Origin of the sequence: Amycolatopsis iheyensis (assembly GCF_024703995.1) — a bacterium.
Taxonomy (GTDB): domain Bacteria; phylum Actinomycetota; class Actinomycetes; order Mycobacteriales; family Pseudonocardiaceae; genus Amycolatopsis; species Amycolatopsis iheyensis.
The window spans coordinates 722,120-744,784 of sequence record NZ_JAMXQV010000002.1 but is presented as its reverse complement, the minus strand read 5'-3'; the positions used below and the strand labels follow the sequence as shown (position 1 = coordinate 744,784).

At 72.3% G+C, this 22,665-nt stretch carries 25 protein-coding genes; 7 read left to right on the top strand and 18 right to left on the bottom strand.

The features are described from left to right. Positions 1-109 precede the first annotated feature (109 nt). The 3 genes from M8542_RS07190 to M8542_RS07180 form a co-directional block, all read right to left on the bottom strand. Positions 110-829, bottom strand: coding sequence for an HNH endonuclease (locus tag M8542_RS07190; RefSeq protein ID WP_257919218.1), 720 nt, complete (start codon positions 827-829; stop codon positions 110-112). 253 nt (positions 830-1,082) lie between these two features. After that, positions 1,083-2,282, bottom strand: a complete 1,200-nt coding sequence (locus tag M8542_RS07185; RefSeq protein WP_257919217.1) for a cysteine desulfurase-like protein — start codon at positions 2,280-2,282, stop codon at positions 1,083-1,085. A 20-nt stretch (positions 2,283-2,302) separates the two neighbouring features. Beyond that, positions 2,303-2,512 (bottom strand): hypothetical protein, encoded by a 210-nt coding sequence (locus M8542_RS07180; RefSeq protein WP_257919216.1) that lies wholly within the window; start codon positions 2,510-2,512, stop codon positions 2,303-2,305. Positions 2,513-2,608: 96 nt separating this feature from the next. On the opposite strand from M8542_RS07180, the gene M8542_RS07175 reads away from it, so the two are divergent. After that, positions 2,609-3,850 (top strand): glycosyltransferase 87 family protein, encoded by a 1,242-nt coding sequence (locus M8542_RS07175; RefSeq protein ID WP_257919215.1) that lies wholly within the window; start codon positions 2,609-2,611, stop codon positions 3,848-3,850. Here M8542_RS07175 and M8542_RS07170 read toward each other — a convergent pair. Continuing rightward, entirely contained in the window at positions 3,804-4,238 is a 435-nt protein-coding gene (locus tag M8542_RS07170; RefSeq protein WP_257919214.1) for a DUF4383 domain-containing protein, read from the bottom strand. The two genes, M8542_RS07175 and M8542_RS07170, sit on opposite strands and share 47 nt — an antisense overlap. An 88-nt stretch (positions 4,239-4,326) precedes the next feature. On the opposite strand from M8542_RS07170, the gene M8542_RS07165 reads away from it, so the two are divergent. Continuing rightward, on the top strand, positions 4,327-4,788 hold the full coding sequence (locus tag M8542_RS07165; protein ID WP_257919213.1) for an SRPBCC family protein: 462 nt from the start codon (positions 4,327-4,329) through the stop codon (positions 4,786-4,788). On the opposite strand, the gene M8542_RS07160 is transcribed toward M8542_RS07165, so the two are convergent. After that, positions 4,758-5,954: an FAD-dependent oxidoreductase gene (locus M8542_RS07160; RefSeq protein ID WP_257919212.1), complete on the bottom strand. Its 1,197-nt coding sequence runs from the start codon at positions 5,952-5,954 to the stop codon at positions 4,758-4,760. The two genes, M8542_RS07165 and M8542_RS07160, sit on opposite strands and share 31 nt — an antisense overlap. Beyond that, the gene (locus tag M8542_RS07155; protein WP_257919211.1) at positions 5,951-6,394 is read right to left on the bottom strand and encodes a nitroreductase/quinone reductase family protein; all 444 of its coding nucleotides are present in this window, start codon (positions 6,392-6,394) and stop codon (positions 5,951-5,953) included. Before M8542_RS07155 ends, M8542_RS07160 begins: the two co-directional genes overlap by 4 nt. 54 nt (positions 6,395-6,448) lie before the next feature. Between M8542_RS07155 and M8542_RS07150 the strand changes: the two genes are divergently transcribed. The 3 genes from M8542_RS07150 to M8542_RS07140 all read left to right on the top strand — a co-directional run bounded on the left by M8542_RS07150 (position 6,449) and on the right by M8542_RS07140 (position 9,619). Next, positions 6,449-6,907: a MarR family winged helix-turn-helix transcriptional regulator gene (locus M8542_RS07150; RefSeq protein WP_257919210.1), complete on the top strand. Its 459-nt coding sequence runs from the start codon at positions 6,449-6,451 to the stop codon at positions 6,905-6,907. Positions 6,908-6,917: 10 nt separating this feature from the next. After that, positions 6,918-8,414, top strand: a complete 1,497-nt coding sequence (locus tag M8542_RS07145; RefSeq protein WP_257919209.1) for a cryptochrome/photolyase family protein — start codon at positions 6,918-6,920, stop codon at positions 8,412-8,414. A gap of 83 nt (positions 8,415-8,497) precedes the next feature. Further along, positions 8,498-9,619, top strand: a complete 1,122-nt coding sequence (locus M8542_RS07140; RefSeq protein WP_257919208.1) for a DICT sensory domain-containing protein — start codon at positions 8,498-8,500, stop codon at positions 9,617-9,619. 32 nt (positions 9,620-9,651) lie between these two features. Here M8542_RS07140 and M8542_RS07135 read toward each other — a convergent pair whose 3' ends face one another. Both M8542_RS07135 and M8542_RS07130 read right to left on the bottom strand, forming a co-directional pair. Continuing rightward, positions 9,652-10,617 carry a YdcF family protein gene (locus tag M8542_RS07135; protein ID WP_257919207.1) on the bottom strand — a complete coding sequence of 322 codons (966 nt, stop codon included), beginning with the start codon at positions 10,615-10,617 and terminating at the stop codon, positions 9,652-9,654. 96 nt (positions 10,618-10,713) lie between these two features. After that, on the bottom strand, positions 10,714-12,225 hold the full coding sequence (locus M8542_RS07130; protein ID WP_257919206.1) for a catalase: 1,512 nt from the start codon (positions 12,223-12,225) through the stop codon (positions 10,714-10,716). A 105-nt stretch (positions 12,226-12,330) separates the two neighbouring features. Between M8542_RS07130 and M8542_RS07125 the strand changes: the two genes are divergently transcribed. Continuing rightward, positions 12,331-12,690, top strand: a complete 360-nt coding sequence (locus tag M8542_RS07125) for a DNA polymerase ligase N-terminal domain-containing protein (RefSeq protein WP_257919205.1) — start codon at positions 12,331-12,333, stop codon at positions 12,688-12,690. Here M8542_RS07125 and M8542_RS07120 read toward each other — a convergent pair. From M8542_RS07120 to M8542_RS07095, 6 genes are all read right to left on the bottom strand, one after another. Then, positions 12,672-13,355 (bottom strand): DUF998 domain-containing protein, encoded by a 684-nt coding sequence (locus M8542_RS07120; RefSeq protein ID WP_257919204.1) that lies wholly within the window; start codon positions 13,353-13,355, stop codon positions 12,672-12,674. The genes M8542_RS07125 and M8542_RS07120 overlap by 19 nt on opposite strands. A gap of 170 nt (positions 13,356-13,525) precedes the next feature. Continuing rightward, a complete protein-coding gene (locus tag M8542_RS07115; RefSeq protein WP_257919203.1) occupies positions 13,526-14,392 on the bottom strand; it encodes an NAD(+)/NADH kinase in 867 nt (288 codons plus the stop codon). Positions 14,393-14,419: 27 nt separating this feature from the next. Then, positions 14,420-15,895, bottom strand: a complete 1,476-nt coding sequence (locus M8542_RS07110; protein WP_257919202.1) for a flavin-containing monooxygenase — start codon at positions 15,893-15,895, stop codon at positions 14,420-14,422. Next, positions 15,892-16,743 (bottom strand): SDR family NAD(P)-dependent oxidoreductase, encoded by an 852-nt coding sequence (locus tag M8542_RS07105; protein WP_257919201.1) that lies wholly within the window; start codon positions 16,741-16,743, stop codon positions 15,892-15,894. Before M8542_RS07105 ends, M8542_RS07110 begins: the two co-directional genes overlap by 4 nt. Further along, positions 16,727-17,617 carry an alpha/beta fold hydrolase gene (locus M8542_RS07100; protein WP_257919200.1) on the bottom strand — a complete coding sequence of 297 codons (891 nt, stop codon included), beginning with the start codon at positions 17,615-17,617 and terminating at the stop codon, positions 16,727-16,729. Before M8542_RS07100 ends, M8542_RS07105 begins: the two co-directional genes overlap by 17 nt. Next, a complete protein-coding gene (locus M8542_RS07095) occupies positions 17,614-18,906 on the bottom strand; it encodes a cytochrome P450 (RefSeq protein WP_257919199.1) in 1,293 nt (430 codons plus the stop codon). Before M8542_RS07095 ends, M8542_RS07100 begins: the two co-directional genes overlap by 4 nt. Positions 18,907-18,991: 85 nt before the next feature. Between M8542_RS07095 and M8542_RS07090 the strand changes: the two genes are divergently transcribed. Next, positions 18,992-19,579: a TetR/AcrR family transcriptional regulator gene (locus M8542_RS07090; protein WP_257919198.1), complete on the top strand. Its 588-nt coding sequence runs from the start codon at positions 18,992-18,994 to the stop codon at positions 19,577-19,579. 12 nt (positions 19,580-19,591) lie between these two features. On the opposite strand, the gene M8542_RS07085 is transcribed toward M8542_RS07090, so the two are convergent. The 4 genes from M8542_RS07085 to M8542_RS07070 form a co-directional block, all read right to left on the bottom strand. Next, entirely contained in the window at positions 19,592-20,455 is an 864-nt protein-coding gene (locus M8542_RS07085; RefSeq protein WP_257919197.1) for a hypothetical protein, read from the bottom strand. After that, positions 20,452-20,820: a hypothetical protein gene (locus M8542_RS07080; RefSeq protein WP_257919196.1), complete on the bottom strand. Its 369-nt coding sequence runs from the start codon at positions 20,818-20,820 to the stop codon at positions 20,452-20,454. Before M8542_RS07080 ends, M8542_RS07085 begins: the two co-directional genes overlap by 4 nt. Positions 20,821-20,922: 102 nt before the next feature. Then, entirely contained in the window at positions 20,923-21,201 is a 279-nt protein-coding gene (locus M8542_RS07075) for an HPr family phosphocarrier protein (RefSeq protein ID WP_257919195.1), read from the bottom strand. 11 nt (positions 21,202-21,212) lie between these two features. Then, complete coding sequence (locus M8542_RS07070) at positions 21,213-22,664, bottom strand: PTS fructose transporter subunit IIC (RefSeq protein ID WP_257919194.1); 1,452 nt, start codon at positions 22,662-22,664, stop codon at positions 21,213-21,215. Position 22,665: the final 1 nt, after the last annotated feature.

Sequence of the window (22,665 nt, the reverse complement as noted above, 5' to 3'; positions counted from 1 at the left end):
CACCGCCTTGCTGCGGTGGCAGCAGCGGCTCGATCACCGCCCACGCTTTATCCGTCAACTCACCGCGACCAACCACCGGACACGACTACCAGAGGTCCAGCTCAACCACTTACAGGACACGCCCTAGCCGGACCACGTTGTGCTTGCGCGCATTGCAGGTGGCGTGGGCCGTCGCGACGTTCTCGACCACGTGACCGGGGCTCAGCGGACTGCTCAGCGGGATGACGTGGTCCAGGACCGGGGACAGCGGCTCGCCGCGCCGCCACCGCTTCGTCGTCGGCCGGTGACAGATGTGGCACGTGTACGCGTCGCGCTCGAAGACGTCTCGCCGGAAGATGCGGTGTTCGACGGTGCGGGTGTCGGGTTCCCGGGCCCGGCGCCTGCTGTACCTGAGGGTGGCGTGGATCTGGCGGCGTCTGAGCGCGCAGGCGGCGCAGTGCCTGATGCGGCGCGAGGGGCGGTCGAACGGCTCGCCGCAGCCGTGGCAGGGGAACCCCGCGAGCGGCCCGGACTTGGCTTCGTTGAGGGCGTCCGATCGCCGCCGGCTCTGCAGCAACTGCCTCGTGTGCGCGCACCCGTCGCACGTCCGCCTGCCCTGCTTGGGGGTGAACGGCTCGTCGCAGTCCCGGCACAGGCGCAGGTTCTTCGCACGATCGAGGGCGACTGCCTGCTCGTTGCGCCGCTTGCGCTGACACTCCGGACAGCGGACGGCGTCGACGCGAAGGTGCGAGATGTCCGTCTCGCAGCCGGCGCAGCGGTGGGCGGACTTGGCTGCCGCCCGGACGGCTTTCCGCTCCGCGTCGACCCGGATCTCGTGCGGCTTGCGCATGGCCCGCCCCTGCGCGCGGCGGCACTCCCCGGGATGGGTTTTGGCGCCTCCCGGGGTGCCGGCCATCGACTTCCCGCACCACGCGCAATCCTGCTGAGCGCGCTTCGCCGCACTTCGCCGGCGCTTCACCGCCGTCGTGAGGGCGGCGTTCCTCGTCTTCCGGCAGGCGCCGGGGTGCGTCGTCGCGTTGCCGTGCACGTTGCCCAACGGCCGCTCACACGTCGAGCACGGCTCGTCCTTCCACACGTGGGCGCTACCGAACCGACGCGACCCCGGCCAGCAGCCGGTCCACATCGGCCTCCGTGGTGTACGGCGCGATGCCCGCGCGCACCGCGCCCGTGTCGCCCAGGCCGAGGTGCCGGGAGCACTCGATCGCGTAGAAGCTGCCCGCCGGCGCGTTCACCCCCAGCGTCTCGAGGTGCTCGTACACCGCCTGCGACGCGATCCCCGCCACCGAGAACAGCACCGTCGGCGTCCGGCGCCGGTCGGGTGCGCCGTAGCGCACCACACCCGGCAACGCCGCCAGACCCGCGTCCAAGCGGGCCAGGAGCGCGTCTTCGTGCGCCGAAAGCGCGGTCAACGACGAAACCAGGCGTGCGCGGCGCGGACCCGTCCCCGGCACGAGACCGGCGAGGAAGTCGATCGCCGCCGTGGTCCCGGCCAGCAGTTCGTAGGGCAGCGTGCCCAGCTCGAAGCGCTCCGGGACCGCGTTCGTCGACGGCAGCAGCTTGTCCGGGTGCACGGTCTCCAGCAAGTCGGGCGCCGCCGCGAGCAGGCCGAGGTGCGGTCCCAGGAACTTGTACGGCGAACACGCGTAGAAGTCGGCGCCCAGGGCCGCGACGTCCACCGGCGCGTGCGGCGTCAGGTGCACGCCGTCCACGTACAGCAGCGCGCCCGCGTCGTGGACCGCCGCCGCGATCGACGGGACGTCCGGGCGGGTGCCCAGCAGGTTGGACGCCGCCGTCACAGCGACCAGCCGCGTCCGCGAGGACAGGAGCGAGCTGACGTCGGACGGGGACAGCAAACCGGTCCCGGGGTCGAACGACGCCCAGCGGACCGTCGCGCCCGCCGCCTCCGCGGCCTGGACCCACGGGCGGATGTTCGCGTCGTGGTCGAGGCGGGTCACGACGACCTCGTCACCCGGCCCCCAGCCCTTGGCCAGCGCGCGGGCGAAGTCGTAGGTCAGCTGCGTCATGCTGCGCCCGAAGACGATCCCCGCGGGGTCGGCCGCGAGCAGGTCCGCGGCCGCCTGCCGGGCCTCGGTGACCACCGCGCTCGCCTTGCGTTCGGCCGCGGTGACCACGCCGCGGTTGGAGATGCCGCCGCAGAGCGTCCCGGCCACCGCCTCCCCGACGACGTCGGGAACCTGCGCCCCACCCGGGCCGTCGAAGTGGGCGGCGCCCTCGGCGAGGGCGGGGAAGTGCTTGCGGATCGTCAGGACGTCGTAGCTCATGGCGTCAGCGTGCCAGGAAATCACCGGCGGCGGGCACGCCGCTCGTTGCCGTGCTTGTAGTTGCCGGTCGCCCGGGCCAGCAGTAGCTGGACGTCGTCACCGCGGTCGACCGCGGTGCGGAACTTCTCGGCGGCGGCCCCGCGCAGCGTCCCGGCGGGCCGGCCGTGGTGGGTGATTGTGACGGTGCCGCGTCCGTCGAGGCGGTAGGTGAAGCCGGTCGGTGTCCCCATCCGCCCAGGCTGGCACGGTGGGCAACCGGTTTTCCGGGGAGGATCCCGGGGGTTTCCCGGATGGCGCCCGCGCGGGGACCGGACAGAATGCGAGAGATGATCAGAGGGGGACGAGCGGTGCGGGCGTGGCTCGGTAACAAGCAGGTGCCGGCCGGCGCGCAGGTGCTGGCGCTGGTGGCGCTGCTGGTGTCCTACAACGACGGCCGCCTGCGGTTCCCGGCCTACCGCGTCGACCTCGACGTCTACCGCCTCGGCTCGGCCGCGCTGCTGCACGGCCACGCGCTCTACGGCACCCTCCCGCCGACCGGCGACGGGCAGCTCCTGCTGTTCACCTACCCGCCGTTCGCCGCGATGGTGCTGGCCCCGCTCGCGGTCCTGCCGTACTGGGCGGCCTGCCTCGCGCTCACCCTGCTCACACTCGGCCTGCTCGCGCTCGTGCTGGTCACGGTGCTGCGTGCGCTCGGCGCGCGCTGCGACTGGCGCCGCGTCGGCGTGCTGCTGCTCGCGGCCGAGGTGCTGGAGCCGGTGTTGCGCACGGTCTACGCGGGCCAGCTCGACCTCCTGCTGCTGGCGTTGGTCGTGCTCGACGTCCTGGTGGACACTCCGCGGTGGCCGCGCGGCCTGCTGATCGGCCTCGCCGCCGCGATCAAGCTGACCCCGGCGGTGTTCCTGCTGTACTTCCTGCTCCGCCGGGACACGCGCGCCGCCGTCACGAGCGCCGTGACGTTCCTGGCCGCGACGGCGCTGGGCTTCCTGCTCGCCGGCACGGACTCGGTGCGCTACTGGACGAGCGCGCTCTGGGACACCGGCCGCGTCGGCGAGCCGACCTACGCGGGCAACCAGTCACTGCTCGGGCTCCTGGCGAAGCTCGGGGTCGACGCGCGGACCGCGTGGTGGCTGCCGCTGGTGGCGGTGGTGCTGGTGCTGACGGCGCTGGGCATGCGGCGGGCGCTGGCGGCGGGGGAGACCACCATCGCCCTCGGCTTGAACGCCGTCGCCGGGCTGCTGGTCTCGCCGATCTCCTGGACGCACCACTGGGTCTGGGCGGTCGTGGTGCTGCTCGGCTGGGCAGCGTTGGCCCGCCGCACGCGCCATCGAGGCTTCGCGATCCTCGCCGGTGCGGGCGCGGTCCTGTTCGTCGCCGGCCCGCAGTGGTGGTGGCCGCGCGGCGGCGAGGTGGAACGGAACTGGACCGTCCTCCAGCAGCTCACCGGCAACGGCTATGTCCTCTTCGGACTGGCGGTGCTGCTCACCGCGGCACTGGTCCGGTTCCCCCGGCCGGACGACGGCTTCATCGGCGACCGGGCCCCGGTCGCAGCCAGCCCGCGCCGAGGATGAGCATCGCCGTGCCCAAGCCGAGGGCGAGGCAGGTCCCGGCGGGGTTCATCGGCAGCGCGTCGTCGAAGGCCTGGGGCAGCGGGAGCAACCCGGCGATCCCCAGCACGGCGTAACCGGCGCCGGCCACGAGCAGGAACCGGCTGGCCAGCCCGGGCGAGCGGGTGCAGAACACCGCGGCGGCACCGGTGAGCAGGTGCACGAGCGTCCACGCCCCGGACACCGAGAACACGCCGAAGAGGGCGCGCGCGGGCCCGTCGCCCACCGTGACCCCCGGGATCAGCTCGAACGCGCCCAGCACCAGCAACAGCAGGCCGATCAGCATGCCCATGCCCTGCACGGGGGCGGGGCCCCGCCTGGGCGCCCCGGTCTCGGGCTCGGTGGTCGTCATGCTTTCCGGATTCCCCGGACGGGGCCTTCTAATGCACCCGCTCAGGGGTAACCGGTGCGCGACCGGACCGCCGACGAGGAGTGACCCGATGACCGAGTACCACCACACCGCGACCGCCGACATCCCCGCCGACGAGCTGTTCGCCTTCCTGAGCCACCCGGAGAACCTGCCGCGGTACTTCCCGCAGATGAAGGTCGCCGAGCCGACGGGCGGCGACAGCGTGCACGTCGAGGCCGAGGTGCACGGCGAACGCGTCGGCAGCGAGGCGTGGCTGCACACCGACGAGGCCAACCGCGCGCTGCGCTGGGGTGCCGAGGGCCCGGACGACTACCACGGCGAGCTGCGGATCTCCGAAGCCGGCCCGGCCGCCTCGGAAATCACCGTGACGCTGCACAGCGTCCGCGAAGCCGACGGCGGCGAGGTCCAGCAGGGCCTCGAGCAGACGGTGGCGGCGATGACCCACGCGGCGACCGCCGACGCCGACGTCGAAGCCGCCGAAGGCCAGGGTGGCTGGGCCTCTTACGACACCAAGAGGGACTCGTCCAGCTGAGGCGGGAAGGGGCCGTAGGCGTTGCTGCGCGCGCCGCGGGTGCGCAGCGCCGGGATCGCGAACAGGAACCTGAGCAGCGCGGGCGGCGCGGTGCCGCGCCCGCGCGCTCGCGCCGCGGCCGCCCGCCGCTCGACGCGCACCTGGTCGGCTTGGACGCGCTCGATCGCGCGGACGCGGTCGGCCTGCACCGCGGCCAGGTCGGCGGCGGTGACTTCGCCGCGGCGCAACGGCGGGATCAGCCGGTTCGCCGCGGCGACGGCGTCCTGGATCGCCATCAGGATGCCGTTGCCGCCGACCGGGGAGATGACGTGGGCCGCGTCGCCGAGCAGCAGGAGCCCCGGCCGGTGCCAGCGCTCGGTGCGGGAGATGTCGACCGACAGCAGCGTGGTCCGGTCGAAGCCGGTGAGCAGGTGGGCGCGGTCGGCCAGCCACGGGACGCGCTCGCGCAGGAACGCGCGGATCGGCTCGACCCCGGCCTCGCGCAGCGCGGGGTACGAGCCCTTCTCGATGCTGTAGCCGACCTGCCAGTCGTGCACGCCGCCGAGGACGCCGACGTAGGCGTCGCGCCCGAAGTACAGGTCGAGGTCGGCGTCGGGCGGGTCGCCGGGGGAGCGGGGAAGCCGGAACCACAGCAGGTCGGTCGTCGCGCCGAGCGGTTCGGCCGGCAGCCCGGCGAGGCGCCGGACGGTGGAGAACCGCCCGTCGGCGCCGATGACGACCGACGTCTCGAGCTCACCACCGCGGAACCGGACGCCGGTGACGACGCCGTCGTCTTCGAGGAGCCCGGTGACCTTGGCGTTGGTGCGCAGGGTGAACGTCGGAAGGGCGCTCGCGCGCTCGGCGAGGAAGTCGAGGAACCGCACCTGGGGCATCAGCGCGACGTAGCCGAACGGCGTGTCGAGCCGGTCGTAGTCGGCGCACCGGTAGGTCCCCGCCGGGGTGTGGAAGCGGAACGAGCGGGCCTTGAAGTGGTCCAGGCGCAGCAGGTCCTCGGCCAGGCCGAGCCGGTCGAGCAGCTCGAGGGTGTACGGGTGCAGTGAGTCGCCGCGGAAGTCGCGGTCGAAGTCGCCGCGGGCTTCGAGGACGGTGACGTCGATCCCGGCCCGGGCCAGCAGGTAGCCGAGCAGCATCCCGCCCGGGCCGCCACCGGTGACGGCGACGCTCACCGGTCGTCCACAGTGGACAGGCGGAACACCGCCATCCCCGGCAGGTGCGCGCCGATCTGGGCGGGCGTGGCGTCCTGGGGGACGGGGAAGGCCTTGACCGCCCACGGCACGGACATCGCCGCCAGGTAGGTGGCGACGACTTCGGCCGCCTCGTCGCCGTGAACCTCGTCGGCGCGGCAGTTCTCCCGCAGGTCGTTGCCGAGCAGCGTGCAGGCCGGCGTGGCGAGCAGGTTCGCGACCCAGTCGCGGTCGCGGACCGGCGAGACGAGGTAGCGCCCGCCCTCCCGCACGACGACGGCCAAGGGGACCTTCCGCGCTTCGCCGCTGGCCCGCCCGCGGGTCTCGACCACGCGCAGCGCGTAGCCGCCTTCCGGTGCCGGCGCGGCCGGGACGTCGAGGAGCTTGGCGGTCATTTCGGCGTTGACGGCTCGGATGTCCACCCGGCCCACCGTAGCAAAACTAGCTAGATTGTCTAGCTAAACTAGAATGGCCCGGTGGAAGACGGTCCTGTCGCGCTCCGGGTGAACTTCGCGCTGCGCGAGCTGCTCGCGCTCGCCCGCGACGTCGAGCTGGCGTTGGCCCGCCGGCTGGGCCTCGGCCCGACCGACGTGCAGGCGCTGCAGCATCTGGCGTTCGGCGAGGCGATGGGCACGGTCGGCCTGGCGGACGCGCTGAAGATCCGCTCGGCGTCGGCGACGGTCCTCGTCGACCGCCTGGAAGCGGCCGGCCACGTCCGCCGTGGCCCGCACCCGAGTGACGGCCGCCGCGTCACGCTCGTCGTCAGCGAAGCAGCCCGCGCCGAGGTCCGGGCCGCGCTCGCGCCGCTGGTCGACGCGGTGACCCGGCTGACCGAGAGCCTGCCGCCGGAGCACGCGGAGGTGGTGGCCCGGTTCCTGGGCGGCACCACGGAAATCCTCCGTGCGTACGCTGCGGGGGCACCGGATCCGGGTTAGCGTTCGGCCCATGGCACACGAGCCCGCGCTCTGGCTGTTCGCCGACCAGCTCGGGCCCCACTTCCACAGCACGCCCGAGCACAGGGACCGCGACGTCCTGCTGATCCGCTCGGCCGCGGCGTTCGGCGCGAAGCCCTTCCACCGGCAGAAGCTGCACCTCGTCCAGGCCGCGTTGTACCGGCTCGCCGCCGACCTCGGCGACCGCGTCACGCTGATCGACGCCCCGGACTACCGCACCGGGCTGCGCCGGTTCGGGCGCCCGGTCGTCGTGCACGAGCCGACCTCGCACGCCGCCGACGCGTTCGTCCGGCGGCTGCGCGTGGAAGGCGTCGTCGAGGAAATCCTGCCGACGCCGGGGTTCGTGCTGTCCAAACAGGACTTCGCGGAGTGGGCCGACGGGCGCACGCGGTTCGTCATGGAGGACTTCTACCGCGACCAGCGCCGGAAGTTCGGCGTCCTGCTCGAACCGGACGGCGAGCCCGCCGGACGGAAGTGGAACTTCGACCACGACAACCGCGAGCCGCCGCCGAAGACCACCCGGCTCGACGTGCCCGCGCCGTGGCACCCCCGCGAAAACGACATCGACGACCGCGTCCGCGCGGAGCTCGACGAAGCCGAACGCGCGGGGAAGATCCACCCGGTCGGCGTCGACGGGCCGCGGCGGTTCGCCGTCGGCCACGACGAGGCGGGCCGCGCGCTGCGGCGGTTCCTCGAGCAGCGGCTGCCCGTCTTCGGCCCGAACCAGGACGCGATGCTCACCCACGACTGGGCGATGGCGCACGCGTTGCTCTCGGTGCCGCTCAACCTCGGCCTGCTCGATCCGCGTGACGTCGTGGCGCGGGCCGAGGAGCGGTACCGGGCCGGCGAGGCGCCGCTCGGCAGCGTCGAAGGGTTCGTCCGCCAGGTGCTCGGGTGGCGGGAATGGGTGTGGCACCTGTACTGGCACCAGGGGCCGGACTACCTGCGCAGCAACGCCTTGCACGCGCGCGGGAAGCTGCCGAAGTGGTGGCGGGAGCTGGACGCCGACGCCGTCGAAGCCGCCTGCCTGCGCACCGCGCTCGCCGGCGTCCGTGACCGCGGCTACGCCCACCACATCGAGCGGCTCATGGTGCTGGGCAACCACGGGCTGCAGCGCGGCTACGACCCCGCGGCGCTGACCCACTGGTTCGCGACGGCGTTCGTCGACGGGTTCCCGTGGGTGATGCCGGCGAACGTGATCGGCATGAGCCAGTACGCCGACGGCGGTGTCGTCGCGACGAAGCCGTACGCGGCCGGTGGCGCCTACATCAACCGGATGAGTGACCACTGTCCCGGCTGCGTCTTCGACCCGAAGAAGCGGACCGGGCCGGAAGCGTGTCCGTTCACCGCGGGCTATTGGGCTTTCCTCGATCGCAACGCCGCGCGGCTGCGGGACAACCACCGGATGCGGCAACCCTTGAGCGGCCTGGAAAGGCTCGCGGATCGTGACGAGGTCATCGCCCAAGAGGCTGACCGTCGCCACTTCTGAGTCCACCCCATTGTGTGGCTAGCCGGGGAGTCGGCGCGCTCGTACGGTTGTTGTCTCCCTTTCCCCGGCGAAGGCGATCCTCCATGCCCACCGCAGACCAGCGCGCTGGCGTGCTGTCCAAACGCGCCCTGGTGACCGCCTCCCACGCGGTCGAGCGCGCGGCCCTCGCCGAGGGGGCGGGCGCCGACACCGTCGTCTTCGCGCTCTTCCAGCGGTTGCCGTACTTCGAACGCGAGCGCGAGGTGTACGCGCGGATCGCGCGCACGGCCGCGGCGACGGTGGTCGGCATGGTCGACTCCGGCCGCCCGGACCTGCCGCACGGCGTCACGCCGGTGTTGCTGCGCCCCGACGAGCCGATGGCGCGGGAGTGGTCGGTGGCCGTCCTCTCGCCCACGTTCGGGGCCTCGGTCGTCGCGCAGGACCTCGACGAGGTCGATCCGGAGGCGACCACGGTCGAGCGGGCCCGGCTGTTCCGCGGCCGGTGGGGCCTGCGCCGCGACGAGGCGTACGCCGAGGTCGTCCGGCTTCGCGACGCCATGGGCGACCGGCTGCCGCCGGCGGTCCGGCGCACGGTCGGCGACGTGCTGGCGTCGGTCGAGACGCCGGCGGCGCTCGACATCGAGAGCCGCTCCGAAGCGGCGCTGCGGCACGTGGCGGGCAAGCTGGACCGGGCGCAGGCGCGGGCGACCCCGCCGGCCCCGACGGGCCCGGCCGTCGACCCGGACACCGGCCTCGAGACCCTGGCCGGCCTGACGCCCTGGCTCGGCGACGCGACCGACACCGTGCCGCTGGGGCTGGTCCTGGTCGCCGTCGACGACCTCGGCGCCGTCGAGCGGCGGCACGGCACCCGCGTCCGCATGCACACCGAGCAGAACATCGCCGACCTGCTGCTCGACGGCCTGCGCCCGCTCGACCGCGCGGTCCGGCTCGGGCCGGGGGAGTTCCTGGTGGTCCAGCCGGCGGTCGCGGCCGCCGAGCTGACCGCCCGCAGCCACCACCTCGAGCGGCGGCTGGCCGCCCTGCACGCCACCTACCCGTTCGTGGACCTCCACCCGCGCACGACGACGATGCTGACCCGCCGCCGTCCGCTGCCCCTGCACCAGCTGCGCGCCCAGCTGCGCCAGGTCCCGGCCGTGACGCTGTGGCCGCCGAACCAGGGTTCCCTGCCGCTCGAACGCTCGGGCGCGGGAGCCTGGTTCCGCTGAGCGTATAACGACCTATACCGCGGGCCTCGAGATCAGGCGCTGACGGCGAGCGCGATGCCCGCGCCGACGATGAGCGCGGAAGCCGCGATCGTCGTGCGGCGGTAGTGGAGGATCAGCGCCGCGAACTCCCGCAGCAACGCGCTCGGCAGGAAGTACCGGGCCGTGGGGGAGCCGGTCGCGTGGTAGGGCAGGTGCAGGCGGCGGCATTCCACCGCCGCGCGGAACACGTGGTAGTTGCTGGTCACCGCGACCACCCGCCGCGCGCCGGCGGGCAGGAGCTCGGCGGAGAAGCGGAGGTTCTCCTCGGTGGTCCGGGCCTGTTCCTCCCGGCGGATGCGGTCCGCCGGGACGCCTCGCTCGCGCAGGTAGGCGGCCATCGCTTCGGCTTCGGTGACCTGCTCGTCGGGACCCCGTCCGCCGGAGACCACCAGCAGTGGCGGTGTGCTTTCCCGGGTGTAGAGCCGGATCGCGCGCTCGAGCCGGCCCGCGAGCAGCGGCGGCACCCGGTCCCCGGCCAGGCCGCAGCCGAGCACGATGATCGCGTCGACCCCGCCGCGGCGGCCGATCCGGCTGTACACCACCGAGTAGACCAGCAGCGAGAAGAACAGGAACCCGAAGTAGCAGGCGAGCGCGGCGGCGATGGCGACCACCGCCGAGCCCCACCGGCCGAGCGGGGCGAAGAACAGCGCTTCCAGCGCGATCAGGCCGGCGCCGAGCGCGAGGGAGAGCAGGTTCCCGGTGCTGCGGCCTTCGCGCCGCCACATCCGGATGCCGTTGACCAGCAACGCCACGGGAAGCACCAGTGCGACGCCCCCGAGAACGACCAGCAGGACGGGGGTCAGCCAGTCCAGGCGCAGCAGCCACAGCCCGAGCAGCAGCAGCGCGATCCCGAGCCAGACCGCGTTGCCGAGCCGCCGCGGCTCGTGCGTCAGCCGGACGGCGAACACGAGCAGGGCCACCGCGGCCGCGACGGGCAGCAGACCTCCGGCGACGCTCACCTGGGCCTCCCCGCGTTTACCGTGCCGTGGTCAACGTAGGGCATGCCGCGGCGGACGCGCCCGCCGGGGCGGGGCGGGCGCGTCCACTGTGGAGGGTCAGGCCTTGTGCTGCATGCTCGAGCGCGCCGGGTTGCCCTGGTCGGCGGCCTTCGGGTCCTTCTCGTCCTGCTTGGCCCGCACGCCGGACTCGACCCGGTCGCCGAGGTCCTTGTCGACGTTGCGCCAGTAGTCGAAGGCCCGGGTCAGCACGGGCTCGGAGACGCCGTTGAGCAGGTGCCCGACGACGTTGTCGACCAGCCGGGCGCGCTGGTCGTCGTCGAGGACTTCGCGGACCATCGTGCCGGCCTGGCCCCAGTCGTCGTCGGCCTCGCGCAGCGTGTACGCCGTGCGGACCATGTCGCCGTCGGCCTGCCAGCCCGCCGGGGTGCCGTAGCGCTCGACGTCGGCGCGCGGGCCGCCCTTCGAGTTCGGCGCGTACACCGGGTCGGAGACCTTGGTGTAGCGCATGGCGCCGTCCTTGCTGTAGCTGTGCACGGGCGCGACCGGCGCGTTGACCGGCAGCTGGCGGTAGTTCGCGCCGATCCGGTAGCGGTGCGCGTCCGGGTAGGAGAACAGCCGGCCGAGCAGCATCTTGTCGGGGCTGACGCCGATGCCCGGCACCAGGTTGCTCGGCTCGAACGCGGCCTGCTCGATCTCGGCGTGGTGGTCGGTCGGGTTGCGGTCCAGCGTCATCCGGCCGACGTCGATGAGCGGGTAGTCCCCGTGCGGCCACACCTTCGTCAGGTCGAAGGGGTTGAACCGGTAGGTCTTGGCCTCCTCGAAGGGCATGATCTGCACCTTCAGGGTCCAGCTCGGGTGGTCGCCCCGCTCGATGGCTTCGTACAGGTCCCGCGTGTGGTAGTCGGTGTCGGCCGACGCCATCTGGTCGCCTTCGTCCTGGGTGAAGCACTCGACACCTTGGTCGGTCTTGAAGTGGTATTTCACCCAGAAGCGTTCGCCGGCCGCGTTGACCCACATGTAGGTGTGGGAGCTGTAGCCGTTCATGTGGCGCCACGTCCGCGGCAGCCCGCGGTCACCCATCAGCCAGGTCACCTGGTGCGCCGACTCCGGCGACAGCGTCCAGAAGTCCCACTGCATGTCGTGGTCGCGCAGGTTGTTGTCCGCGCGGCGCTTCTGCGACCGGATGAAGTGCTGGAACTTCAGCGGGTCCCGGATGAAGAAGACCGGCGTGTTGTTGCCGACCATGTCGTAGTTGCCTTCGCTGGTGTAGAACTTCACCGCGAATCCGCGCGGGTCGCGCCAGGTGTCGGGGCTGCCGCGCTCCCCGGCGACGGTGGAGAACCGGACCAGCAGGTCGGTCTCGGTGCCCGGCTGGAACACCGCGGCCTTGGTGTACGCGCTGACGTCACCGGTCACCTCGAACCGGCCGAACGCGCCACTGCCCTTCGCGTGCGGCTGGCGCTCGGGGACGCGTTCGCGGTTGAACTGCGCCATCTGTTCGATGAGGTAGTTGTCCTGCAGGAGGATCGGGCCGTCCGGGCCGATCGTGAGGGAATGTTCGTCGCTTTCGACGGGAATGCCGGCGTCGGTGGTGGTCGGTTCGGTCATGGCACCCCACCGTGCGCGCCTTTTTGGAACGAGTCAAGTGCTCGGAAGAAGTGTTTGACCAGGCGAAAAACGGGTAGGGGTCAGGGTTTCTGGCAGGGTGGAGGGGTGAAACCGGCTTTCGTGCTGCACGAACACTGGCGGCCGCGGCACCACTTCGACCTCCGGCTCGAGGAGAACGGCGTGCTGCGGTCGTGGGCCGTGCCGCGCGGGCTCCCGCCGGACGCGAAGGGCAACCGGCTCGCCGTCGCCGTGCCCGATCACGCGCTCGACCACCTCGCCTACGAGGACGACACGAAGAAGGTCGCCGACACCGGCTGGTGGGAGGAGCACGACCGGACGGACAAGCGGATCCTGTTCACGTTGCACGGCCGCACGGAGTCGGTCCGGTACGCGCTGATCCGCACGGACCGCGACTGGCTGCTGCACCGCACGCGCGAGCAGCCGGATCAAGCCGCGCGGAACTGAACCCCCGCGCGCATCGCCCGGTGCGCCCACCGGCCGAGGACCACGAGCAGCGCGATCTCCAGCACCATCATCAGGCGCTCCACCAAGCCGGTCGCCACGGTCGGCAGGTGGCCGCCGAGGACGACGTTCACCGCGAACGGGACGATGAACGGCAGGTAGAACGGGATCGCCGCGAGCGCGAGCCGGCGCGACCAGGTGGCGAAGCGGCGCCAGCGCGGGTCGTCGCGGTGGCGGCGGCCCAGCGCCCAGCCGACGATCGGCAGGCTCAGGCAGGTCACCGCCGAGGCGTAGAGATGGATCTTGCCAGTGGCGGTGATCGCGCCACCCTGGGGATCCTTCGCGAAGACGGCGACCGCCAGCAGGCTCACGCACCACAGCGCCTTCGCCGCCACCAGCGCCGGGTTGGCCAGCAGGCCGCGGCGGTAGAGCGCCACCAGCAGCAGCGCCGAGCCGGTGCTGGTGAGCAGCAGCGCGCCGTCCCACATCCAGCGGCCCGGGCTCAGCGCGTAGTCGCTGAGCATCGAGCTGACCGGGTCGAGCGGCGCGAGGCGCCGGTCGAGGTGCAGCACGGCCAGCAGGACGAGAGCGCCGGCGAAGGCGCCCAGCGCTCCGGGCACGAGCAGCCGGGCGCGGAGGCGGGGACGGACGGGTGCGGGGCACAGCATGTAGGGGGACACTCCCGGGCGGCTCGGCTGGTTCAAGCAGAGCCGCGGACGCTACCCGTGACCATTCCGTGATCATCACGCGACACGCCCGAGATGTGACCCACACCACTGCCCGCCGCTTTCACGTGAAAGCGACGACCTGGACCCGCACTTTCACGTGAAAGTGCGGGTCAGTGGTCGCCGTCCTGGGGGATCTCGGCCGAGTCGGTGAGCCGGAGCTTGCGCCGGGCCCGCTGGTAGAACGTCGTCATGCCGAGCCGGACGACGCGCGCCGCGCTCGGGCGGGCGCGCAGGTCGAGGCGGTCGCCGGGGGAGACGTACCCCTCGACCTGGCCGTCGACCTCCACCGCCAGCCGGCCGCTGGTCGGCAGCAGCTCCAGCGTCACCTCGTCGTGCACCGACAGCACCACGCCCCGGCTGTAGGCGGAGTGCGGCGCCGCCGGCGTGACCAGCAGCGCCTCCACCGACGGGCTGGTGATCGGGCCGCCGGCGGAGAAGCTGTACGCCGTCGAGCCGGTCGGCGTCGCGACGACCACCGCGTCGGCCGAGTAGCTGACGAACTGCTGGCCGCCGACGTGCACCGCGACCACCGCGCTGCCGTCACCGGGCACGCGGACCACGGCGATGTCGTTGAACGCCGTGATCTTGCGCCCCTCCAGCACGGCGTCCACGGCCAGCCGCGGCTCCACCGTGAACTGGTGGTCGTCGATGGCCGAGAGCGCGCCGGGCAGGTCCGGGACGTCGACCTCGGCGAGGAAGCCCAGCTTGCCGAGGTTGACCCCGAGCACCGGCGCGCGCTGGCCGTCGGCCAGCCGCATCGCGCGCAGCATCGTGCCGTCGCCGCCGAGGCTGACGACCAGGTCGGCGCGACGGCCGAGCTCCTCGGCCGTGACGCCGACCGCCGCACAGTTCAGGCGGACGATCTCGTCGGCGATGCCGAGGATCTCGATGTTCCGGTTGCCCGCCCAGCCGAGCACGGCTTCGACGGCGGCCGCGGAGTCGCGGCGGGGGTGCAGCACGAGTCCCGCGGAGTGCATGTCAGCGGGCCGTGCCGGAAGCGATGGTCATGCGCCCAGTCTGCCCGCTCCCGCCCGTCGTCGCGAGAACCGGAGCGCGCCGTCGTCGATCCGGCCGTGCCGCAGCTTGACGACGTCGTGCGCGTAGCTCATGCCCAGCTGCCACGGCGCCCGCGAACCGGCCTTCGGGAACTCGTCGATCGACCGCAGCACGTACCCGGCGTCGAAGTCGAGCAGCGGCCGCTCGGTGACCGCCGGGTCGTCGTTGACCGGCACGGCCTGGTCGAGCCCGTGCCGGTCGAGGTGGCGCAGCAGCCGGACGAAGTACTCGCCGACGAGGTCGGCCTTGAGCGTCCAGGACGCGTTCGTGTACCCGATCGTGAAGACGAAGTTGGGCACGCCGCTGAGCATCATGCCCTTGTACGCCATGGTTTCCGGCAGCTTCACGGGCTCGCCGTCGACGCTCAGGTCGATGCCGCCGAAGGCCAGCAGCTTGAGCCCGGTGGCGCTGACTACGACGTCGGCGGCCAGCTGCTCGCCCGATTCGAGCCGGATGCCGGTCTCGGTGAAGGACGCGATCCGGTCGGTGACGATCGAGGCGTCGCCGCGCTTGATCGAGCGGAACAGGTCGCCGTCGGGCACCAGGCACAGCCGCTGGTCCCAGGGCTGGTAGCGCGGCTTGAAGTGGGTGTCGACGGCGTACCCGGGTGGCAGCTGCTTCATCGCGGCCTTGCGGATCATCGCCTTGACCACGCCGGGGCGGCGCCGGCTGAGCTGGTAGATCAGCGTGCTCACGGCGACGTTCTTCCAGCGCGCGATCGGGTACGCCAGCCGCGCGCCGAGCAGCCCGCGCAGCCGGTTGGCCAGCGCGTCCTCCGAGGGCAGCGACAGGATGTAGGTGGGGGAGCGCTGCAGCATCGTCACGTGCTCGGCGCGGTCGGTCATCGCCGGCACGAGCGTCACGGCGGTGGCGCCGCTGCCGATCACGACGACCTTCTTGCCGGTGTAGTCGAGGTCTTCGGGCCACTGCTGCGGGTGCACGACCGTGCCGCCGAAGTGCTCGACACCCGGGAACTCCGGGGTGTGGCCGCCCGCGTAGTCGTAGTAGCCGCTGCAGAGGTAGAGGAACTTCGCGGTGAACTCGACCAGCCGGCCCTCGTGCACCGCCTCGACGGTCCACAGAGCGTCCTCTGTGGACCACTCGGCGCGGACCACCTTGTGCCCGAAGCGGATGTGCCGGTCGATCCCGGCGTCGGCCGCGGTGTCCCGGACGTACTTCAGGATCGACGGGCCGTCGGCGATGGCCTTCGCGTCGGTCCACGGCCGGAACCGGTAGCCGAGGGTCTGCATGTCCGAGTCGGACCGGACACCCGGGTAGCGGAAGAGGTCCCACGTGCCGCCGATCGCGTCGCGGGCCTCCAGGATCGTGTACGTCTTGCGCGGGAACGCCGTCCGCAGGTGGTGGGCCGCGCCGACGCCGGACAAGCCGGCGCCGACGATCAGCACCTCGACGTGGTCGGTCATCGGACGGTCTCCTTCCGGCGCGAGCGCCACAGCACGCGCGAGAGCACGGCGTTGTAATGCGTCGGGGTGATGCGGGCGAGCGCGTCGAACAGGTAGGCGTCCGGGCCGACGAGGATGCGGGCCTTGCCGCGGTCGACGCCGGCGTGGATGATCGCCGCCGCCTTGTCCGGCGACGTCATCGTCATGGCCTCGAACTGCGCGGCCATCTCTTCGCGGGAGCGGCCCAGCCCGGTCGGGTCCCGGCGCACCCGCGCGTTGCGCGCGATGTTCGTCGTGATGCCGCCCGGGTGGACGGTGATCGCGCGGACGGCGCTGCCGCCCAGCGCCAGCTCCTGGCGCAGCGACTCGGTGAACCCGCGCACGGCGAACTTCGCCGCGCAGTAGGCACTCTGGTTCGGCATCCCGAGCAGGCCGAACACGCTGGAGGTGTTGACGATCGCGCCTTCGCCCTGCGCGACGAGGATCGGCAGGAACGCGCGGGTCCCGTGCACGACGCCGTGGAAGTTGATGTCGTGCAGCCAGTCGTCGTCCTCGATCACCGCGTCGAGCACGCTGGAGGTGACCGCGACACCGGCGTTGTTGAAGACCGCGGCCAGCGGGGCCGGCAGCCAGTCTTGGACTTCGGCGGCGAACTTCAGCTGGTCTTCGGCGTCGCGGACGTCGAGCACGCGGGTCAGCACCCGGCCGTGCAGCGCGGCGGCGGTGGCGTTGAGGCCGTCGGCGTCGACGTCGGCCAGGGCGACCGGCGAGCCGAGCCGGGACAGCCGGGTGGCCAGCGCCCGGCCGATGCCGGACGCCGCACCGGTGATCACCACCGGCCGCCCGGCAAGACTACGGGGCCGTGACATCGCTGCTCCTCACGTGCTGGTCGATGCGTTCGAGGATCGTCGGCCACGCGCCCTCGGGCAGGTCGTGGCCCATGCCGGGGACGGTCTCGAGGCGGGCGCCGGGGATCGCGCGGGCGGTCGCGGCGCCGCCGGTGGGGTGGACCATCCGGTCGCGGTCGCCGTGGATCACCAGCGTGGGCGCGGTGATCTTCCGCAGCCACGCCGTCCGGTTGCCCGACTTGAGGATGGCGCCGAGCTGACGGCCCACACCACCCGCGGTCGGGTCGCGGTCCCAGCCGGTGCCGGCCCGCTCGCGCACGCCGGCTTCGTCGAACGGAAATCCGTGCGAACCGATGTGCCGGAACATCTTCACGGCGCTTTCGACGGCCTCTTCGCGGGACTTCGGCGGCTTCGCGCCCATCAACCGCAACGTCGAGAACGCCGGGCGGCCGAGCAGGCGGGACCCGGTCGTCGACATGATCGACGTCAGCGTGCGGACGCGGTCCGGGTGGAGCGCCGCGACGGTCTGGGAGATCATGCCGCCCATGGACACGCCCGCGATGTGCGCGGTTTCGATGTCGAGCGCGTCGAGCAGGCCGACGGTGTCGGCGGCCATGTCCTTCAGGTCGTACTGCTCCGGCGGGAAGCGCCCGGCGAGCATCGCGGGCAGGCTCGCCGGCCGGAACCGGGGGTGCGTCGAGCGGCCCACGTCGCGGTTGTCGAACCGGACGACCTCGAAGCCGCGCTCGGCGAGCTGCGCGCAGAAGGCGTCGGGCCAGCTGTGCAGCTGCTGGCCGAGCCCGGCGACGAGGACCAGCGGCTCGGCGCCGGCGTCCCCGATCCGTTCGCAGGCCAGCGAAATCCCCCGGCCGACATCGGCGATGGCTTCGGTCACGCGTCTCCTCCGGTGCTCCGGCGGCGCACGACCGCGCGCCCGCCCTTGGCCGGGGCGTAGGCCACGCCCCGGGAATGCCGGCGTTCGCCCGGCTCGGTCGTCGGGACCAGGGTGAACTGCCGCAGCAGGGTCCGCAGCACGACCGCCATCTCCATGGTCGCGAAGGCGGCGCCGAGGCAGCGGCGGGTGCCGCCGCCGAAGGGGATCCACTGGTAGAGGTCCGGGCGCGCGCCGGCGAAGCGGTGCGGGTCGAAGGTGGCCGCGTGCGGGAAGACGGCGTCGTCGTCGTGGATGAGCGCGATGCTGACGAGCACGTTGTACCCGCGGGGCAGCGTCCAGCGGCCGAGCCGGAAGCCGTCCTGCTTGACCTGCCGGGCGGTGAGGTCGATGACCGGGCGGGTGCGCTGGACCTCGAGGATGGTGGCGTCCAGGAGCTTGTCGTCGTCGGTGCGCAGCTCGGCCAGGAGCGCGGGGTGGCGGCGGAGACGCTCGACGGCCCACGCCAGGGTGGTCGCGGTGGTTTCGTGCCCGGCGGTGAGCAGGGTGAGGAGCTGGTCGCAGATTTCGTCGCGGCCGAGCCCGGAGCCGTCGTCGTAGCGGGTCTGCAGCAGCATCGCGAGGACGTCGTCGCCGTCCGGGTCCGCCTTGGCGATCAGCCGGTCGACGATCGCGTCGTACTCCCGGCGCATCCGCTCGAAGCGGCGCCAGGGGTTGAAGCGGCCTTTCTTCGGGATCGGCGCGACGGCCAGCCGGGAGCCGAGGGTGACGAACGGCGGGAGCAGCTCGCGCAGCTCGGCGAACTCGGCCCCTTCGGCGCCGAACACCGCGCGCAGGATGGCGTTGAGCGTGATCCGCATCATCGAGGGCAGGGTGGCGAACGCCGTGCCCTCGGGCCAGGTGGCGAATTCGCGGAGGGTCTCCTCCTCGACGATCTTCTCGTAGGCCGCCAGCCGTTTCCCGTGGAAGGGCGGGACCAGGAGCTTGCGCTGCCGTTTGTGCTCGTCGCCGGAGAGGGCGAACATCGAGTGCGGGCCGAGCACCCGGCCGAGGTTGACCTCGAGGTTGTCGACGAGGTCGGGGCCGGAGGTGAACAGCTGCTTGATCTCCGCCGGGTCGCTGAGCACGACGGCGTTCCCGAAGATCGGCACGTTCACCGTGAAGGCGGACCCGTACCGCGCCTTGAGCCGCCGCATGCCCCGAAGGGGTTGCGTCAGCGCGTACGCGCCCTGGACGGCGCGGGGCGCGGTCGGCCCCGGCGGCAGCGTCACCGCGCTTGTCATGGTCGTCATCGACCCTCCCGAAAGGTGGTACGCGAGCGTACCGTCGGTACGGTACGCCGGTGTACCATCCCTTCACAAGAGTGAGGGGTATAGCGTGACTTCAGTGGACGTCGACACCCGCCGGCACCGGCAACGGCTGCTCGACGGGCTGGCCGCGTCGATCACCGAGGACGGCTTCCGCGAAACGACGGTGGCCGGCATCGTCCGCCGCGCCCGCACGTCCCGCCGGACGTTCTACGAGCACTTTTCCAGCCGGGAAGAATGCCTGATCGCGTTGCTGGCGGAGGCGAACCGGTCGATGATCCAGCAGATCTCGGCGGCGGTCGACCCGCGTGCGCCGTGGGCGGAGCAGGTGCGCCAGGCCATCGAAACGTGGATCGGCTGCTCGGAGTCCGAGCCGGCGATCACCTTGAGCTGGATCCGTGACGTGCCGGCCCTGGGCGCCCAAGCCCGCGAGCTGCAACGCGAGGCGATGGAAGGGTTCATCGCCCTGACCCGGCGCCTGACGGACACCGCGGAGATGCGCGCGGTCGGCATCAGCCCGCCGTCCCGCCAGCTGTCGATCATGCTGCTGGGCGGGTTGCGCGAGCTGATCGCGACCACGGTGGAGGACGGCGGCCGGGCCGGCGACGTCACCGAGGTGGCCGTGCGGGCGTCGATCGCGTTGCTCGGCCCGGCCTGACTACGACACTGACTAGCTCACGTCGACGGTCAGCTTCGGCGGATCGCGCAGTTCGTTGTCGACCTGGTCCAAGCGCCCGGTCAGCTTTTCGATCGCCGCGCGGGCGTCGTCGCAGATCCGGTTGGCGGCCACCAGGTACGCATCGCAGATCTCCCAGTAGTTGGCGCCGCCGATCGCCGCGGGGTCCTTGGTCCGCTGCGCGCCGGCGACCGCGTCGGCCAGCACCGTGTCCAGCTGGAGGACCTTGTCGAGCGCGAACGGGAACTTGCCCAGCACCCAGTCGCCGATGACCTTGAAGACGGTCAGGCCGACCCGTTCGAACCCGGGGTCGGTGAACGTCTGGGCCTGGAGCGCGCCGACGAACTGCTTCATGACCTTGACCAGGTCGGCCCGCGCCTGTTCGAAGATCTGGGAGTAGGCGATGAGGCACTGGCCGAGCTTGCCGACCGCGAGGATGTAGGGCTCGCTGTAGTTCTCCAGTTCTTCGCGGTAGATCTGCACGCCCTCCGCGACGGTGCCCGCCCAGTGGCCGAGGGCCGCCCCGAGCGCACTGTCGAAGTTCTTGAGGACGTCGATGCTGGGGTCCTCCTCCCCGGCCGACTTGTAGCGCAGCTCGTCGATGGCCTGCCACGCCTGGTGCATGACCTCGACCTGCTGCTGCGCGATGACGTCGGAGGGGTGGAAGAACCGTTCGAACGGGTAGTCGGCCCACCGGTCCGGGTGCGGGCCGGTGGGGCCGTAGTCGTTGCGCAGCCAGTCCACCCAGCCGGCCACCCAGCGGGCCCAGAGCGCGACTTCACCGCACTGGTCCTCGTACCGGTCGAACTGCGGGTAGTGCCCGGGCGGGCGGTCGGGGAAGTACGGCGGCTGGTTCACCGGCCGCCCCCGTCCGGCCAGGATTCGCCGATGCGCCGCAGGTGCTCGCTCGCGGCGGTGTCGGCCCCGGCGTAGAGCTTGGCCGCGCCCTGCAGGCCACCCTGCAGCCGCCGGGCCGTGTCGACGAAGCTGTCGTTGTGCGAGATGAGCGTGTCGAAGACTTCCTTGAACTTGGTGTCGAACCGCTCGCAGGCGTGGAAGAACACCCCGGCGTCGCCGTAGTCGCCCAGCAGGGCGGAGTTCCCCTCGATCGTGGCCTGCGCCTGCTTGACGGCCGAAGCGTGCGCCTCGAAATGCGTCACGGCCTCGGTAGCCCGCTGGGCGGCGTGCTGGACCAGCTCGGGATCGACCTCGAAACCTTGCACCCTCTACCCCCTTCGGGACCGCGGGCACGCCGCGGGCGCAACCCGGCAAATCGGTCTGGATGCTACGCCCGCGGCCACGCCGGAAGGGGACTTTCGGAGAATTCAGGCGTCGAGGTCTCGGGCGATCAGCTCGGCGACGGCGTCGACGGACTCCTGGGCCGAGTCGCCCTCGGCGGTCAGCACGACCTCATCGCCGAACGCCGCGCCCAGGGTCATCAAGCCCAGGACGCTCGCGGCGTCGACCGGCTCTCCGGCCACGTCACCGGTGAGCTTGGCGATCTTCACCTTCGCGGGCTGACCCGCGGCGGTCTTCGCGACCAGGCCCGCCGGTCGGGCGTGCAGCCCGACGCTGCTGGCCACGAGCGTTCGGCGTTGGTACACAGTGGACTCCTTCAGGCGTTGACGGGCTGACCGGAGACGGTCGCGGTGCGTTCGGCCGCGCGGAAGCGCACCTGCTTGAGCAGGATCACCGCGCCGGCGGCGACCGCGGTGCCCACGGCCAGCGCCACCAGGTACAGCAGCGGGCTGCCGATCAGGGGGAGCACGAAGATCCCGCCGTGCGGGGCGCGCAGGGTCGCGCCGAAGGCCATCGACAGCGCACCCGTGACGGCCGAACCCAGCATGATCGACGGGATCACCCGGAACGGGTCCGCCGCCGCGAACGGGATCGCGCCCTCGGTGATGAACGACGCGCCGAGCAGCCAGGCCGCGCGGCCGTTTTCGCGCTCGGCTTCGGTGAACAGCTTCTTGCGGACGGTCGAGGCGAGCGCGAGCGCCAGTGGCGGCACCATCCCGGCCGCCATCACCGCGGCCATGATCTGCAGTGACGCCGTCGCGCCGGTGGTCAGGCCGCCGACCGCGAACGCGTACGCCGCCTTGTTGACCGGTCCGCCCATGTCGAAGGCCATCATCAGGCCCAGCAGGGCGCCCAGCAGCAGCGCGCTCGCTCCGCTGAGGCTGTTGAGCCAGTTCGTCAGCCCGCTCGTCGCGGCCGCCATCGGCTTGCCGACCACGACGTACATCAGCACACCGACCACAATGGACCCGAGCAGCGGGTACACCACCACGGGCATGATGCCCCGCACCGGCTTCGGCACCCGGATCTTCTTCAACGCCAGCACGACGCCGCCGGCCAGCAGGCCCGCGACGAGACCGCCGAGGAACCCGGCGCCGACGGTGACCGCGATCGCGCCGCCGACGAAGCCGGGGGCGATCGCCGGGCGGTCGGCCATCGCGAAGGCGATGAACCCGGCCAGCACCGGCACCAGGAAGTCGAACGCGGCGCTGCCGATCTGGAACATCAGCGCGGCCCAGCCGGCGACCGACCCCGCGTCGAAGTGCTCGGTGACCTTGGGCGCGTCGACGATCTGGTAGCCACCGAGGGCGAAGCTCAACGCGATCAGCAGCCCGCCCGCGGCGACGAACGGGATCAGGTAGCTGACGCCGGTCATCAGCCACTGGCGGACCTTGGTCCCGGCCTTGTCGTTCGCACCGACCTTCGAGGTCAGCTCGGGCGCGGCGGGCGCGGCGGCGGCGGGTTCGCGGGCCGCGGCCTTCGCGCGTTCGAGCAACCCGGCGGCGTCGTTGATCGCGGCCTTGACCGGCGCCTCGACGATCGGCTTCCCGGCGAACCGCTCCCGGCCCTGCACGGCGAGGTCGGCGGCGAAGATGACGGCGTCCGCGCTCGCGATGTCCTCAGTGGACAGTGGCTCGGATCCGGCCGAGCCCTGGGTTTCGACGACGATCGTGTCGCCGTTGGCCTTCGCGGTCTGCTCCAGCGACTCGGCGGCCATGTAGGTGTGCGCGATCCCGGTGGGGCAGGCGGTGATGGCGACGAACTTCATG